This window comes from Leclercia sp. S52, from assembly GCF_039727615.1.
GTDB lineage: Bacteria > Pseudomonadota > Gammaproteobacteria > Enterobacterales > Enterobacteriaceae > Enterobacter > Enterobacter adecarboxylatus_B.
Genome location: NZ_CP152474.1, coordinates 4,094,825 through 4,110,439 on the forward strand (window position 1 = coordinate 4,094,825; position 15,615 = coordinate 4,110,439).

Sequence of the window (15,615 nt, forward strand, 5' to 3'; positions counted from 1 at the left end):
CCAGATTTTTAAAGAGCAAAACTTCTTAATGCACTCAAGAGTACATTCAGAAGTTCATCATTCATCAGACAATCTGTGTGAGCACTGCAAAGGCAGGTTCTTTAAGGTAAGGAGGTGATCCAACCGCAGGTTCCCCTACGGTTACCTTGTTACGACTTCACCCCAGTCATGAATCACAAAGTGGTAAGCGCCCTCCCGAAGGTTAAGCTACCTACTTCTTTTGCAACCCACTCCCATGGTGTGACGGGCGGTGTGTACAAGGCCCGGGAACGTATTCACCGTAGCATTCTGATCTACGATTACTAGCGATTCCGACTTCATGGAGTCGAGTTGCAGACTCCAATCCGGACTACGACGCACTTTATGAGGTCCGCTTGCTCTCGCGAGGTCGCTTCTCTTTGTATGCGCCATTGTAGCACGTGTGTAGCCCTACTCGTAAGGGCCATGATGACTTGACGTCATCCCCACCTTCCTCCAGTTTATCACTGGCAGTCTCCTTTGAGTTCCCGGCCGGACCGCTGGCAACAAAGGATAAGGGTTGCGCTCGTTGCGGGACTTAACCCAACATTTCACAACACGAGCTGACGACAGCCATGCAGCACCTGTCTCAGAGTTCCCGAAGGCACCAATCCATCTCTGGAAAGTTCTCTGGATGTCAAGAGTAGGTAAGGTTCTTCGCGTTGCATCGAATTAAACCACATGCTCCACCGCTTGTGCGGGCCCCCGTCAATTCATTTGAGTTTTAACCTTGCGGCCGTACTCCCCAGGCGGTCGACTTAACGCGTTAGCTCCGGAAGCCACTCCTCAAGGGAACAACCTCCAAGTCGACATCGTTTACGGCGTGGACTACCAGGGTATCTAATCCTGTTTGCTCCCCACGCTTTCGCACCTGAGCGTCAGTCTTTGTCCAGGGGGGCCGCCTTCGCCACCGGTATTCCTCCAGATCTCTACGCATTTCACCGCTACACCTGGAATTCTACCCCCCCTCTACAAGACTCTAGCCTGCCAGTTTCGAATGCAGTTCCCAGGTTGAGCCCGGGGATTTCACATCCGACTTGACAGACCGCCTGCGTGCGCTTTACGCCCAGTAATTCCGATTAACGCTTGCACCCTCCGTATTACCGCGGCTGCTGGCACGGAGTTAGCCGGTGCTTCTTCTGCGGGTAACGTCAATTGCTGAGGTTATTAACCTCAGCACCTTCCTCCCCGCTGAAAGTACTTTACAACCCGAAGGCCTTCTTCATACACGCGGCATGGCTGCATCAGGCTTGCGCCCATTGTGCAATATTCCCCACTGCTGCCTCCCGTAGGAGTCTGGACCGTGTCTCAGTTCCAGTGTGGCTGGTCATCCTCTCAGACCAGCTAGGGATCGTCGCCTAGGTGAGCCGTTACCCCACCTACTAGCTAATCCCATCTGGGCACATCTGATGGCAAGAGGCCCGAAGGTCCCCCTCTTTGGTCTTGCGACGTTATGCGGTATTAGCTACCGTTTCCAGTAGTTATCCCCCTCCATCAGGCAGTTTCCCAGACATTACTCACCCGTCCGCCACTCGTCACCCGAGAGCAAGCTCTCTGTGCTACCGTTCGACTTGCATGTGTTAGGCCTGCCGCCAGCGTTCAATCTGAGCCATGATCAAACTCTTCAATTTAAGTTTGATGCTCGTGAATTAAACTTCGTAATGAATTACGTATGTTCACTCAGAGACTTTGGTATTCATTTATCGTCTTGCGACGTTAAGAATCCATGTCACTTTGAGTGCCCACACAGATTGTCTGATAAATTGTTAAAGAGCAGTGCAACGCGGCTTTCGCTCACCGTTGCGAGGTGGCGTATATTACGCTTTCCTCATTCAGAGTCAAGCGATTATTTCACGCTTTTCCCTGCTGACCCGGCGGCCTGTTTGCCGTTGTTCCGTGTCGATGGAGGCGCATTATAGGGAGTTCTCCCGGGGCCGCAACCCTTAAATGACAGAAAAATGACTGACTGCTGCATTCCCCAGCAAAACCCCGCCTTATACGCATTTGCCCACAGAGTTATCCACAAACGTGCTGATATTCCCTGCTACACATACGCTAAGACGGGTTCCAGAATCACTCTGCGGCCTGCTCTTTCTTCACCAGAACGGTGGTCAGCGTAAAGGAGAGCACCAGAGATATCGCCACACCCGCCAGAGCAAAGACGAAGTATGGACCTATATAAGCAGGCAAGCTGAAGATGCTCGAAAGAATGTAGCCATAAAGACGCACGCCGAAGAAGGCAATAAAGGCTGATGCCAGCGAGCTGGCCACCGTGGCGGCGATAAAGGCTTTCTTATAGCGCGTCAGGACACCAAAGAGTGCCGGTTCGGTAATCCCCAGCAGTGCAGAGATGGCCGCCGACAGCGTAACGGTTCTCTCCTGACGGTCCCGGCTCAGGCGCCAGATAGCAAACGTCGCCCCGGCAATCGCCATATTGGCCATAAACATCATCGGCATCAGCATGTCGTAGCCACGGTCGCTGAAGTTCTGCAGGGCAATCGGCGTCATTGCGTGATGCATACCGGTCAGGATCGCCACCGGACGGATAGCCCCGACGATAAGCCCGGCAAAGCTGGCCGACACGCCAAACAGCCCTTCTATAAAGAAGGCGAGTCCTTTACCTAGCCAGATGCCAATCGGGCCGATCACCACCAGCGCCGCCAGGGCACCTATAAAGAGGGTAAGCGTCGGCGTGAATACGGTTTTCAGGACATCCGGCATGATGCTGTCTACCCAGCGATGGATATAACTCAATGCCAGCACCGAGAAGATCACCGGAATGACGCTCGAGGCATAGTTAAAGACGGAGACCGGGATGGCATTCATTAACCAGAGGGCGCTGACCGCCCCTTCCTGATGCGTCGCCAGCGCTTTCGCTGCTTCTATTAAGGAGGGATACATCAGACAGGCGGCAACCGCCGCGGCAAGATACTCATTGGTTTTGAAGATCTTCGCCGCCGACACGGCGAGGAAGAACGGCAGGAAATAGAAGACGCCGCTGGCAATCAGGTCGATAACCATGACGGTATCGCTTTTCGCCGACACCACCTTCAATGCGATCAGCCCGGCCAGCAAGCCTTTTATCATCCCGGCACCGGCAATGGCCGGGACAATCGGACCAAACACCCCCGAGACGGTATCCATAAAGAGGGAGACCAGGCTTTTACGCCCCTTTGTTGCCGTCGGCGCGTTATCTGTTCCCTGACCGAGCACATTAAGCATTTGCTCATACCAGCTGTTCACCTTCGGCCCGATGATCACCTGAAACTGATCGCTCTGGAGCTGTGCGCCCAGCACGCCCGGCAGATTTTTGATCGCGGTCTGATCGACTTTATTATCGTCGATTAAATCAAACCGTAGTCGCGTCATACAGTGCCAGACTTTATTAATATTCCCCTGGCCGCCGACCAGACGAATAATATTATTGATGGCTTCTTGCGTCCCCATAAAGACTCCTGCCGGTAGGGTTGTTGTTTTATTGATGCCACGAGGATAGATAAACCCACCCTACAAAACAAACCAATAAAAGTTGATACTGCTCACACTTAGCCATCCAAAGAGCAATAAAACCGTCATCAATCCATAATTGGTACGGTTTTTAATTAAAATAGAATCAAATAACTGACCAAAATAAATAATAAAAAAACGGTTTACCGGCAAACATTTTTAGGGCGATGATATTCCTATTCCGTATTTCCACAGAGCCGCAAAGGAGTTTCTCGTGACGCCTGTGATTATCACTAATATCGAGTGTTTTATTACCCGTCCGGACCGACATAACCTGGTGACCGTTCGCGTTACCACCGGGCAAGGACTCGTCGGACACGGCTGTGCCACTTTTCAGCAGCGCCCGCTGGCGGTTAAAACCCTGGTGGATGAGTATCTCAAACCGCTGCTGATCGGCCGGGATGCCAATAACATCGAAGATCTGTGGCAAATGATGAACGTTAACGCCTACTGGCGTAACGGGCCGGCGATGAATAACGCCATCTCCGGCGTGGATATGGCCCTGTGGGATATTAAAGGCCAGCTGGCCGGCATGCCGCTGTATCAGCTGCTGGGCGGAAAATCCCGCGATGCGATCCCGGCTTACAGCCACGCCAGCGGCGAGACGCTGGAACAACTCTTTGCCTCCGTCGATAAGCTGGTGGCGCAAGGCTATCGTCATATCCGCTGTCAGCTGGGTTTTTACGGCGGCACGCCATCGGCGCTGCATGCGCCAGAGAACCCGACCGCGGGTGCCTGGTTCGATCAGCACGAATACATGGCGAATACCGTGGAGATGTTCCGCGCCCTGCGCGAAAAATATGGCTGGAAGCTCCATTTCTTACACGATGTTCACGAGCGTTTATTCCCGCAGCAGGCTGTGCAGCTGGCAAAACAGCTTGAGCCTTACCAGCCCTACTTTATCGAGGATATCCTGCCGCCACAGCAGAGCGCCTGGCTGGAGCAGGTTCGCCAGCAGAGCTGCGTGCCGCTGGCGATGGGCGAGCTTTTCAATAACCCCGCTGAGTGGCACGACCTGATCGTCAATCGCCGCATCGACTTTATTCGCTGCCATATCTCGCAGATCGGCGGCATTACCCCGGCGCTGAAGCTGGCGCACCTGTGTCAGGCCTTTGGCGTGCGTCTCGCCTGGCATGGCCCCGGGGATATGACCCCTATCGGCGTGGCGGTAAATACGCACCTGAACATTCACCTGCATAATGCGGCTATCCAGGAATTTATTCCGCGCTCCAAAGCCACCGACAGCGTGTTCCCCGGCGCGCCTGAGGTGAAGGACGGATTTGTTTATCCTCCGACAGCGCCCGGCATCGGCACAGGCTTTAATGAAGAGTTGGCCCTGGCGTATCCGGTGGTCTATCGCCCGCATGAGTGGACGCAAAGCCGCCTGCCGGATGGCACCCTTCATACGCCCTGATTTTGTCGCCAGGCTAAATTATCGCGGTTATACGGGCTGACCCAGGTGCAGGTGTAGTTGATATCGATAATATCGCTCACCTCAAAGACCCGGCCCCCTTCCAGTATCCCGCGATTATTAATATGCATTGCCGGGCTGCCCTTTTTGCAGCCCAGTATTACCGCCTGCTCGCGGCTGACGCTGACCGCCCGGTAGGTGGTCAGCATATGGGAAATGTTCATCCCTTTACTTAATACGTACTGCTGAATGGAACGCTCAATCGCCTGCTGATTAAGATCGGGGAAATCGGCAGCCGGCATGCTGGACACCTCCAGCTGTACGGGCTGGTCATCGACGTAGCGCAAGCGGCAAAAGTGCCAGATAAAACTCTCTTCATCGATGCCGAAAATCTGCTGCGCCGCGCGATCGGGCCTTGTTTTATGCAGGCTGATCATCCGGTAGCGCATCTGATCGAATCGCTTCTCCGTGATCGAGTTGTAGATCAGCGGATTATTACGCGCATGCTCGTTGATCCAGATCCCCGAGCCCTGCACGATCCGCACCACGCCAATACTGACCAGTTTTTCCAGCGCCTGGCGGATGGTGAAACGCGAGACGCCATACTCTTCTGCCAGTTGCCTTTCAGGTGGGAGTTTACGTGGCCCCGCCGTGGTGTCCTGGTAGATTTTGCTCAGTAGATCCTGGGTCACAAACTCTTTCTTTTTCATTGTTAGGTCCTGACGTCACTTAACGTTGATCACACCTCAGCAGTCCGGTAACCCCTGCGCCAGCAATCGCGGCCAGACTGCCGCCCAGTCTGACCCATGCTCCATCCCGCTAATTACCTCCGTTTGCACACACCTTCCTCCCACCGCATGCTGAAAACGACGGGCGACGGCGGGCGGCACGGTGGTGTCGGCTTCCCCACTGTAGTGGATCTGCGGCAGGGTGCGAAGCGCAGGAGCACGATCGATGGCGCTCTCAGCGGCAGGCATCGGGGTGACATGATGCACGGCATTGACATACGCCACGTCGAGATTACCTGCCACCGTTCGCAGGGAGCGCACATCATCCCGGCGTTCCGCCATCAGCGCGGCGATATTGCCGCCCCCGGAGTAACCCACCAAATCGAGCGTCACTCCCGGATAGCGCAGCACCATCTGGCTAAGCGCCTCGTTCATAGCATCTATTACCGCAGGCGAAAAGCGATCCTGCGTCCAGACATTTACTTGGCAGTTAGCCGGAAGGGGCGGCCCGATGAACTGGCAGGGCCGGGCAAGATAAAACACGTTTGTCAGCCTATCCGCTGCGGCCAGCATCAGGCCGGTCGGATTACGCGGCGTCGGATTATCAGAGGGGGGTTGTGCGGCTCTTCCAGGCAAATCCATCCCCTTCGATGTAGACCCGCAGGGAATGAACCGGCGGCGTCAGGCGATGCCAGCCGATAATCGGGAACGGATCTGTGTCAAATTTCTCACTGATCAGACCACTTTCACTGACTATTTTTTGCGCAGACCTGTGCGGGTTGGCGGAAATACACCCTGCCAATAATAAAGATAAACTAATCAATACGGTTCCCTGCAAAAAGTGAGGATATATCCTCATACCGCACCAGCCTTAACTCAAATTATCAACATGACGAAATATGTGAAATGAATTCAAGCAGAAATAATTAAGCAACGCTTATTGTTTTCGGCAACAAATTGTATATTCTGCGCCCGAAGATATCGGATTAATCCGAAGAAATCACAACTGCATTTTGCACAAACATCGCAACTTTATGATGGTACACCATGGAAAAGAAACGTCTTAGCCAGCTGATCTCTCTGCTGGTGGCATCAACGACCGCGCAGGCCTACGCCACATCTCCTGAATTAATTATCGACACCCCGGCAAGCAGCGTTCAGATTGCTGACGCCAAAGAGTTAGTGCATATCACCCAGGCGGGGAGCGTAACGGGCGCCCCAGGATCGGCATTAACCGTTAATTCGGGTGTGACGGTAACAACGCTGACTAATGACGGCACCATCAGCGACGTTGTCGATGTTCCATTATTTTTGAGCAGCAATGTTGTGCAGATTGATGGAACCGTGGGTGAGCTTAACAATAACGGAACCATTTCCAGCCTCAATCAGTACCAGAATGGCAAAGTGGTTGCGGTGAGCGCATCGGGGGTGATTAACACCTTCACCAACAGCGGCACCATTAAGGGCGTTCAGAACACTTATAACTATAACTACGACTTCAATTCTTATAACAATGGCACGATAGACAATGCCGGGACCATTAACACCTTAAGCAATACCGCCGAGGGTAAGATCTATGGCTCCCGCGCCATCAGTAACCAGGGAACCATTGATAACTTAACCAATGCGGGCCTGATCTCCTTCATCCCAGCGGAAAATAACGTCAACAACGGCCAAAACAGCGCCATTTTTAATAACGGTACGATTGGCACGTTGCACAATATCGGTACGATTGACGGTGGTGCGGCCGATAATTACGGCAGTTCCGGGATATATAACCAGAGCACCATTAATTCTATCGTTAATGATAATAAAATTAATGGCAGCTTCGCCGGTATTTATACCTATGGCACCATCGATGCCATTGAAAATAACGGCCAAATCAGCGGAAATTACGCCGCAATCTATAGTTACGGCACACTTTCGTCGATCGTTAACAATGGTGAGTTGTCAGGTAACACGACGGGTATCTATCTCTGGAACTACGCCAACCAGAGCGCAGCGACGCAGATTGTTAACAATGGTCTGTTAACTGGCGGCAGTTATGCTCTGCTGGTTGGGAGCAATAACAGCGATGGCGTGACCCTGACCAACACGGGCGATATTGCCGGTGATATTTACGCCTTAAATGCGACACCATTAATCATCAATGGCGGCACCACCACCACGGGCACGCTGAGCGGCATCGACGGCGCGACAGGCACGATTATGGGCTCCGACGTGGTATTCAACACCGGCTCGCTGCTGCTGAACGATAATATCGTTACCAGCATGCCTGAATACGGTCTGATGTCACTGCAGATGAGCGATGAACAGCCTGTATCAAATGGCACCGTGGTGAACGAAGCGGCCTCCCTGCAGGTGAACAACAGCATCAATATCGCCGGGGATTACCATCAGAAAGCCGCCGCGACGCTGATTTCCGGCGTTTCCGATCTGGCGGATGCCCGCGGCGATCTGCTTGCCGATTCCGGCTATGGCCGCCTCAACGTCACCGGCAATGCCATTATCGATGCGGGTTCCAGCGTTAATCTGCTGCGCACCGGCAGCACTTACCAGTTCGCCGAAGGCCAGCGTTATGTGGTGATCAATGCCGCAGGCGCAGAGACCGATTACCACGCCGACCAGCTGAAATACAAAGCCCTCGGCTACCGTGGTACGGTCAATGGCTCCGTCTATGAAGAGGCTGAAGGCAAGGCCCTGGTGTTAACCCTGGGCGCAGAGCCGGTCATCATCGAGCCGGTAGAGCCTCAGCCTGAGCCAACACCAGAAGTCACCCCGCCGGTCGTGGCAGAGCCCGACGTCACCACGCCGGTCGTCACGGTACCAACGCCAACGCCAACGCAGCCTGCACCAGCGGAACCCGCACCTGCTCAGCCGACCAAACGGGGTTATGCCACTATTCCGAGCGCCACGGCATCACTCGGCGGGCTGGCGCACTACTCCGGTATCGCCTCCCCACAGCTGCTGAATCTGTACAACGCCTCTCTGGCAATTGAAGGTAAGCAGGAAGCAAACCGCGCTGGCGAGCGTCTCTCCACCAGCCAGAACCTGAACACCAGCTCTGCGGCCACCGTTGCGACCTCTACCGCTCAGGCAGTAGTGGGTGCTCACATCGATGCCGTGCGTAACCCGCAGGCCTCCGGCACCAGCGGCGTGGCAACCGGCGATGACTACGCCAACAACTGGATCGTCTGGGGTCAGCCGTTCGGCGGTTATGCTCGTCAGGACAGCACCGACAACGTCAGCGGCTATACCGCGAAATTTGGCGGCCTGATCATCGGTGCCGACCGCGCGCTGGGTGACGACTGGCGTCTGGGCGCAGCCCTGAACTACAGCAACACCTCCGTACACGGTAAAGACAACCTGAGCGGCAACAACTCTACCGCCGATAACTACGGGGTGATTGGTTACGCAGGTTACACCGGTAATCCGTGGTACCTGAACCTCTCTGCGGGTCTGAACCGTCAGAACTACAGCTCCGTGCGTCGCGCTGATTTCACCGGCTTCTCCGGCGCTGCCCACGGCAAGTTCAACGGCCAGTCCATTACCCTGCAAAGCGAGCTTGGCTATCCAATTGCCCTGCCGGCTGACGTGGTACTGACGCCGCTGGCAGGCCTGACCTATGGCTATCAGCATGTGGATGGTTACAGCGAAACCGGCGGCAACGGCATGGCGCTGGATGTCAGCAGCACCCACGCGCAGTCTGTGGTGAGCGATATCGGTGCCCGCATCGAGAAGACCTTCGCCACCGGCCTGGGTAACCTGACGCCGTTCGCCCAGGTCTCCTGGATCCACCAGTACGATAATCGTCAGGTCAGCAGCCATGCGACCTACGCCGCCGATGCTATCGGTGAAACCAGCTTTATCACCAAAGGGGCCTCTCCGGTGGAAGATATGGCGGGCGTGGCCGTGGGCACTACCCTGTATGACGCCAACGATCTGAGCCTCGACGCGCGTTATGACCTGCAGGCCGGCGACCGCTACCAAGCGCACACCTTCAGTCTGCGCTTACGCAAGTCGTTCTGATTGTTACGAACGATCAACGGGGCCGCGAATGGCCCCGTTTTTTTATGCTCCGCTGCCAAACATTGTGTTTTCCGCCGCGTCGGTCGATAGTGTCTGTTTTTACTCAACAGTTAACTCACATGACGCAAACTGCACTCTCCTCTGGATTAAAGGTCGGCGCGCTGCTTTTACTGCTGATCCTGATTTATACCGGTTTCTGTACCTCGGACCACACCACCTGGCTGATGGAGGTGACGCCGGTCATCATCATCGTGCCGCTGCTGCTCGCCACCCAACGGCGCTACCCGCTAACTCCCCTGCTCTACACGCTAATCTTCTGGCATGCCATCATCCTGATGGTGGGCGGAATGTACACCTACGCCAAAGTGCCCATCGGCTTTGACGTTCAGGAGATGTTCCACCTGAGCCGCAACCCGTACGACAAGCTGGGGCACTTTTTCCAGGGGCTGGTGCCTGCGCTGGCGGCCCGGGAGATCCTGGTGCGCGGCGGCTACGTCACCGGCCGCAAGATGACGGCCTTTGTGGTGTGCTGTATTGCGCTGGCGATCAGCGCCACCTATGAGCTGATCGAGTGGTGGGCGGCGCTGGCGATGGGCCAGGGGGCGGACGATTTCCTCGGCACTCAGGGCGATCCCTGGGATACGCAGTCCGATATGTTCTGCGCCCTGCTCGGCGCGCTCACCACGGTACTGCTGCTGGGACGACCCCATCAGCGCCAGCTGGGACGCCTGCGCCAGATTACGCTTTAAGGCTGATCCCACTCTCTGCCAGGACGCCCATCTGGCAATACATCGCCCCGGCGGCGCTGACGATCGACATCGCCAGCGCTGCCCCGCTCCCCTCGCCCAGGCGCAGATCCAGGTACAGATACGGGGTTAAGCCGAGATATTCCAGCGCCCGCTAGGATCCTTTCTCCGCCGAGAAATGCGACGGGATGCAGTAATTTTTCACCTCAGGCGCCAGCTGGCAGGCGGCCATCGCCGCGGCATAGGAGAGGAAACCGTCCAGCACCACCGGCAGTCCGCACGCCCCCGCCCCAAGGATCACCCCGGTCATTCCCACCAGATCGTAGCCGCCCACTTTCGCCAGCACATCGATGGCATCAGCGGAATCGGGCTGATTGACGGCAATCGCCTGACGGACAATCGCCTCTTTATGCTGGATCCGATCCGCCGGCAGGTTAGCGCCGATCCCCACGACCTCGTGCGGATCGCAGCCGCTGAGGACGCTGATAATCGCCGAGGCGGGTGTGGTGTTGGCGATACCCAACTCGCCGGTGCCAAACACCGCGATCCCCTCTGCGGCACGCTGTTGCACCAGCCGGGCGCTGCGCAGCAGCAATGCCTCGGCATCAAAACGGCTCATCGCCGGGCCGCGGGCGATGTTGCCGCTGCCGCGCCCCACCTTCAGGCTCAGCATGGTCTCGATGGGCTCGCAGTCGATGCCGATATCCACCGGCAGCACCGAAGCGCCATTGTTTTTCGCCAGCACACAGACGCCGGAGGTGCCTTTCAACATGTTGAGCGCCTGCAGGTGCGTCACCTGCTGCGGGCTGATGGCCACTCCCTCTTCGTAGACGCCGTGATCGGCGCACATCACGATGATCTCTTTTTGCAGCTCGTCGAGCCGGGTTAAGCCCGGCATCCCCGCCAGCTGGATGGCCAGCGTTTCCAGCCGTCCCAGGCTGTTAAGCGGCTTCACCAGGCCGTCGATATGCTGCGCCGCCTGCGCCTGTTTGTTCTTATCCAGCGGCTGAATAGCGGCCAGCAGTTCCTGTATTGTCTGCATCGGTATGGTTCTCATTCTTCTTCCCGGAACGGGCTCCGGTCGTTAAAGGCGCGTAACAGCATAAATCCGCCGCGATTTTCCACCATGGTGTAAGCATCCTGCTTAAAGGGAAAATGCCACAAGGAGCCTGTCGGCATCTTTAACCAGTGGGCCAGCAGCAGGCTGAGTACCCCCCTGGTGCGCCACGATCAGCATGTCGCCCGGCTCCTGGCGCAGGGCTAACTCGTCGGCCACGGCCTTCACCCGCCCGGCAAAGTGCGGGAAGGGCTCGCCGCCGCTGGGGGTGGCGTTTTGCCAGTCATCCAGCCAGGTCTGCCAGGCTTCGGGCTCCTCTTCGGCAATGCTGCTGAAATGGCGCATCTCCCAGCGGCCAAAATCCATCTCGTTGAGTCGCGCATCGTATCCGGTGACCGGGACGATCAGCTCCGCGGTCTGCTGCGCGCGCAGCAGCTGGCTGGCAATCGCCTCGCTGAACGACACCTCCGCCAGTAAAGCGCCCACCCGCGTGCTTTGCTCAATCCCCAACGGCGTCAGGGGCACATCGGTGCTGCCGTAGAACAGGCCGCTGGCGTTGGCTGCGGTTTGTCCGTGACGAACCAGAAAAAATCGCATGTTCAGACCCACAATAGTGCCAGCAGAAAGACGATCTCTGCGGTTTCGGCCAGCGCCCCCAGGGTATCCCCGGTATGCCCGCCGAGACGACGGCGGAGATAGTGCACCAGACCATAAATCACGACGTAAGTGACCAGCATCGCCGCCAGCCCGTGCAGGCCGGCGATGAGCGCCACCACCAGCGCCCCGCCCAGCAGGGTCAGCGCCGCATTACGGAAGCTCACCTGGCCGATATAGAGGCTGCCCATCCCTTCACCTTCGCGGGCGTAGCGCTGACCGTACATCCCCAGCACCAGCGCGGCGCGTCCGGCAATGGGGGCACACACCAGCAGCGCAAACCACTCTTTGGCGGGAAGATGCGCCAGGCCAATCACCGCCAGGACTTTAAGCAAAATGGCGAACACCAGTGCCAGACCACCAAAGGTGCCCAGCCGGCTGTCCTTCATGATCTCCAGCATCCGCTCCCGGCTGCGGGCCGAGAAGATGCCGTCGCAGGTGTCGGCCAGCCCGTCAAGATGGAAGCCGCCGGTCAGCAGCACCAGCGCCAGCACGTAGGCGGCAGCGCCGATATAAATCCCGCCGCCGGTCTGGCTCACCACCAGCGCCAGCAGCCCGGCCAGCGCGCCGATCGTCGCACCAACCAGCACAAACCACGGCACCCCGCGGGCCAGCTGGCGGAACTCCACCCCATCGGCCCATTTTTCCGGCACCGGAATACGTGACATCAGGCGCAGCGTCGCCCATAACATCGCTAAGCTCATTTAATTTTGACTCCAATCCCTGACACCACCAGCCAGACCTCTTCTGCCGCCTGAGCCAGTTTCTGATTTGCCCGCCCGGCGATATCGACAAAATGCCGCGCCAGACGATTTTCCGGAGTGATGCTCATCCCCAGCTCGTTAGTCACGATGTACACCGGGGCGCGGGTCGCCAGGCAGGCGGCAATCAGATCGTCGATCTGCTGCTGCAATCCAGACTCCAGCGCCGCAAAGTCCAGCGTATCGGGATCGGCCCCGCCCGAGGCGTCGTACAGCAGGTTCGCCAGCAGGGTGGTGATGCACTCGATCACCACCGCTTCCCCGGGTTGAACCTGCTGGTGGATAGCCTCCCCCAGATCGCGATAACGCTCCAGGGTACGCCAGTGGGCGGGCCGCTGGGCGCGATGCCGGGCAATACGCGCCGCCATCTCATCGTCGGTGACGGTGGAGGTGGCGATATATAAAACCTGCGGATAGTGGCGGGCGACCAGCCCCTCAACGTGGGCGCTCTTACCGCTGCGCGCCCCTCCGGTCACGACAATCATTCCTTGCACTCCTGATGCTCACGCATGATCTGATAGATTCTGGCGATATCAATATGCTGGCGCATCGCCTGCGCCAGCTGGTCAAACTGCCGGGCTTTGTAGCTGGCGTAGTCTGGCGCGTTTTCGAGAGGAAGTAACCCTTTACGTGCCCGCAGGCTGTCGACCAGCGCGCGGGTAAAGGCATCGCTGTCGAACAGGCCGTGCAGATAGGTGCCCCACACCAGGCCGTCGTCGCTCACCGCGCCATCGGCAACCTGCGCCTGCTCTTTTTCCAGCCACAGCGCCGGCTGCGCCCCGTCGGCCCGCGCGGTTTGCCCCATGTGGATCTCATACCCGCGCACCGCCATACCGGCGAGGGGCGCCAGCCAGCCGGGCAACGACGACGCCATCCGGGCGCTGACCTGGGTAGTGGTTTTGTGGCGGGCAAACTGCGTCACGGTATCGAGCAGCCCCAGACCGGGCATGCGCCCGAGACCGGATTCGACCTCATCAATCAGGGTGTCGCCCAGCATCTGATACCCGCCGCAGATCCCGAGCAGCGGCACGCCGTCGCGGTTTAGCTGCAGCAGGGCGTGCGCCATCGCGCTGTCCCGTAGCCAGCTCAGATCGTGAAGGGTGTTTTTGCTCCCCGGCAGGATCAGCAGATCGGCACCGTCCAGCTCGTGCGGCTGGCTGACGTAACGCACGCGCACGTCCGGCTGCGCCGACAGGGCGTTAAAATCGGTGAAGTTGGCGATATGCGGTAGGTGCACCACGGCGATGTCGATATCGCGCGCCTGACGAGGGCGCGCATTGCCCCGCTGGAGCGCCACGCCATCCTCCTCCTCCAGATCGAGATCCAGCCACGGCATCACCCCCAGCACCGGCACGCCGGTTAAGGACTCAATCTGCTGTAACCCGGAGTAGAGCAGCGCCACATCGCCGCGAAACTTATTGATGATCACCCCTTTGACCCGCCAGCGCTCATGATCCTGCAGCAGCGCCAGGGTGCCATAGATGGCGGCAAACACCCCGCCGCGATCGATATCGGCCACCAGGATCACCGGGCAGCCGGCGATCTCCGCCATCCCCATGTTGGCGATATCGCGATCGCGCAGGTTGATCTCCGCCGGGCTCCCGGCGCCTTCCAGGACCAGGATCTGATACTCCCGGGCCAGGCTCTGATACACCCCGGTAATCTGCTCCCGCAGGCGCGGCTTGAGGTCGTGGTAGCGGGCCGCATCCATCTGGCTTACCACCTCCCCCATCAGCACCACCTGGGCCTGGCTGCCCGCGGAGGGTTTGAGCAGGACCGGATTCATCCGTACATCCGGCGCAATGCCGGCCGCTTCGGCCTGCATAATTTGCGCCCGGCCCATCTCTTTGCCGTCCGGCGTGATGCCAGAATTGAGCGCCATGTTCTGTGATTTAAACGGCGCGGTGCGCCAGCCATCCTGATAAAAAATGCGGCACAGGCCGGCGGCCAGTACGCTTTTTCCCACATCGGACGCGGTTCCCTGCAGCATTATTGCCTGGGTCATGCCCTCTCCTGTTTATGACACCCCCACGGCGCTACGAATGCGAATCGGCGTACTGCTTAACGGCCGCCATCGTTTTCTGAATGTGCGCTTCGGGGCTACGGTCGGTGTAGCTCAGCAGGATTTTACCATCGGGCGCAATGACAAACGACGTGCGTTCGGAGAGGGTTTTGCCGTTCAGCTGCATCAGCGTCTGGTACTGTGCAGCCACCTTCGCCCCGGGATCGGCGGCGACGGTGAATTTATCCCGGCACTCTTTTTTGGAAAACTCATCCACCTGTTCGACGTTCCCGGCGGTGACGCCCACCACGCTGGCACCGAGCTTGTTAAATTCGTCGGTGGCGTCAGCAAAGGCGTTGGCTTCGATGTTGCAGCCCTTGCTGAATGCCGCCGGGAAGAAGTAGAGCACCACCGGCCCTTTTTGCAGCGCCTGTTGCAGGGAGAAGGTCAGGGGTTTTCCCGCCAGCGCCCCCTGCAGCGTGAAATTGGGCGCTTTGCTGCCCGCCTCGAGGGCAGCGCCAGCGTGGGTGGTAAACAGAGAGAGGGAAAGCACGACGGCCACGGACAGGATCGAGAGAGGTTTCATGGTCAACTCCGGCAGAATGAAGGGGCTCTCTGAAGGATAGCCCGAAACGGCTGGCCCGGCGGCCATTGCCCGGCGGCGCTGCGCTTGCACGGGCCTACGATTTTGCACCGGGTTAC

Annotated in this window: 12 protein-coding genes, 1 rRNA gene and 1 pseudogene; 3 read left to right on the top strand and 11 right to left on the bottom strand. The window is 57.8% G+C overall.

All coding sequences use genetic code 11. The features are described 5' to 3' along the window. Positions 1 to 107 precede the first annotated feature (107 nt). Both AAHB66_RS19580 and AAHB66_RS19585 read right to left on the bottom strand, forming a co-directional pair. A 16S ribosomal RNA gene (locus tag AAHB66_RS19580) occupies positions 108 to 1,649 on the bottom strand. A 442-nt stretch (positions 1,650 to 2,091) separates the two neighbouring features. Beyond that, complete coding sequence (locus AAHB66_RS19585; RefSeq protein ID WP_347114154.1) at positions 2,092 to 3,465, bottom strand: PTS transporter subunit EIIC; 1,374 nt, start codon at positions 3,463 to 3,465, stop codon at positions 2,092 to 2,094. 274 nt (positions 3,466 to 3,739) lie between these two features. Here AAHB66_RS19585 and AAHB66_RS19590 point away from each other — a divergent pair, with 274 nt between their 5' ends. Next, on the top strand, positions 3,740 to 4,939 hold the full coding sequence (locus AAHB66_RS19590; RefSeq protein WP_347114156.1) for an enolase C-terminal domain-like protein: 1,200 nt from the start codon (positions 3,740 to 3,742) through the stop codon (positions 4,937 to 4,939). Here the strand turns inward: AAHB66_RS19590 and AAHB66_RS19595 are convergent. From AAHB66_RS19595 to AAHB66_RS19605, 3 genes are all read right to left on the bottom strand, one after another. After that, the gene (locus AAHB66_RS19595; protein WP_347114158.1) at positions 4,927 to 5,646 is read right to left on the bottom strand and encodes a GntR family transcriptional regulator; all 720 of its coding nucleotides are present in this window, start codon (positions 5,644 to 5,646) and stop codon (positions 4,927 to 4,929) included. The genes AAHB66_RS19590 and AAHB66_RS19595 overlap by 13 nt on opposite strands. A 36-nt stretch (positions 5,647 to 5,682) precedes the next feature. After that, positions 5,683 to 6,099, bottom strand: coding sequence for a hypothetical protein (locus AAHB66_RS19600; RefSeq protein WP_347114159.1), 417 nt, complete (start codon positions 6,097 to 6,099; stop codon positions 5,683 to 5,685). Between the two features lie 169 nt (positions 6,100 to 6,268). Further along, positions 6,269 to 6,487: a hypothetical protein gene (locus AAHB66_RS19605; protein WP_347114161.1), complete on the bottom strand. Its 219-nt coding sequence runs from the start codon at positions 6,485 to 6,487 to the stop codon at positions 6,269 to 6,271. 224 nt (positions 6,488 to 6,711) lie between these two features. Between AAHB66_RS19605 and AAHB66_RS19610 the strand changes: the two genes are divergently transcribed. Then, the gene (locus AAHB66_RS19610) at positions 6,712 to 9,693 is read left to right on the top strand and encodes an autotransporter domain-containing protein (RefSeq protein WP_347114163.1); all 2,982 of its coding nucleotides are present in this window, start codon (positions 6,712 to 6,714) and stop codon (positions 9,691 to 9,693) included. Positions 9,694 to 9,812: 119 nt separating this feature from the next. Then, entirely contained in the window at positions 9,813 to 10,442 is a 630-nt protein-coding gene (locus AAHB66_RS19615; protein WP_347114165.1) for a DUF2238 domain-containing protein, read from the top strand. Here the strand turns inward: AAHB66_RS19615 and cobT are convergent. The 6 genes and pseudogenes from cobT to AAHB66_RS19645 all read right to left on the bottom strand — a co-directional run bounded on the left by cobT (position 10,432) and on the right by AAHB66_RS19645 (position 15,499). Further along, positions 10,432 to 11,481: pseudogene (gene cobT / locus AAHB66_RS19620) on the bottom strand (nicotinate-nucleotide--dimethylbenzimidazole phosphoribosyltransferase). The gene AAHB66_RS19615 and the pseudogene cobT sit on opposite strands and share 11 nt — an antisense overlap. A gap of 102 nt (positions 11,482 to 11,583) precedes the next feature. Then, a complete protein-coding gene (locus AAHB66_RS19625) occupies positions 11,584 to 12,093 on the bottom strand; it encodes a histidine phosphatase family protein (RefSeq protein WP_347114166.1) in 510 nt (169 codons plus the stop codon). Positions 12,094 to 12,095: 2 nt separating this feature from the next. Next, on the bottom strand, positions 12,096 to 12,854 hold the full coding sequence (gene cobS / locus AAHB66_RS19630; protein ID WP_347114167.1) for an adenosylcobinamide-GDP ribazoletransferase: 759 nt from the start codon (positions 12,852 to 12,854) through the stop codon (positions 12,096 to 12,098). Then, positions 12,851 to 13,396: a bifunctional adenosylcobinamide kinase/adenosylcobinamide-phosphate guanylyltransferase gene (cobU, locus tag AAHB66_RS19635; protein WP_347114169.1), complete on the bottom strand. Its 546-nt coding sequence runs from the start codon at positions 13,394 to 13,396 to the stop codon at positions 12,851 to 12,853. Before cobU ends, cobS begins: the two co-directional genes overlap by 4 nt. Continuing rightward, the gene (locus tag AAHB66_RS19640) at positions 13,393 to 14,916 is read right to left on the bottom strand and encodes a cobyric acid synthase (protein WP_347114170.1); all 1,524 of its coding nucleotides are present in this window, start codon (positions 14,914 to 14,916) and stop codon (positions 13,393 to 13,395) included. Before AAHB66_RS19640 ends, cobU begins: the two co-directional genes overlap by 4 nt. 31 nt (positions 14,917 to 14,947) lie before the next feature. Next, on the bottom strand, positions 14,948 to 15,499 hold the full coding sequence (locus tag AAHB66_RS19645; protein ID WP_347114171.1) for a peroxiredoxin: 552 nt from the start codon (positions 15,497 to 15,499) through the stop codon (positions 14,948 to 14,950). Between the last annotated feature and the right edge of the window lie 116 nt (positions 15,500 to 15,615).

Coding starts and splice junctions, on each gene's coding strand:
- AAHB66_RS19585 (WP_347114154.1), bottom strand. CDS start 3,465: ATGGGGACGCAAGAAGCCATCAATAATATTATTCGTCTGGTCGGCGGC.
- AAHB66_RS19595 (WP_347114158.1), bottom strand. CDS start 5,646: ATGAAAAAGAAAGAGTTTGTGACCCAGGATCTACTGAGCAAAATCTAC.
- AAHB66_RS19600 (WP_347114159.1), bottom strand. CDS start 6,099: ATGAACGAGGCGCTTAGCCAGATGGTGCTGCGCTATCCGGGAGTGACG.
- AAHB66_RS19610 (WP_347114163.1), top strand. CDS start 6,712: ATGGAAAAGAAACGTCTTAGCCAGCTGATCTCTCTGCTGGTGGCATCA.
- AAHB66_RS19615 (WP_347114165.1), top strand. CDS start 9,813: ATGACGCAAACTGCACTCTCCTCTGGATTAAAGGTCGGCGCGCTGCTT.
- AAHB66_RS19625 (WP_347114166.1), bottom strand. CDS start 12,093: ATGCGATTTTTTCTGGTTCGTCACGGACAAACCGCAGCCAACGCCAGC.
- cobS (WP_347114167.1), bottom strand. CDS start 12,854: ATGAGCTTAGCGATGTTATGGGCGACGCTGCGCCTGATGTCACGTATT.
- cobU (WP_347114169.1), bottom strand. CDS start 13,396: ATGATTGTCGTGACCGGAGGGGCGCGCAGCGGTAAGAGCGCCCACGTT.
- AAHB66_RS19640 (WP_347114170.1), bottom strand. CDS start 14,916: ATGACCCAGGCAATAATGCTGCAGGGAACCGCGTCCGATGTGGGAAAA.
- AAHB66_RS19645 (WP_347114171.1), bottom strand. CDS start 15,499: ATGAAACCTCTCTCGATCCTGTCCGTGGCCGTCGTGCTTTCCCTCTCT.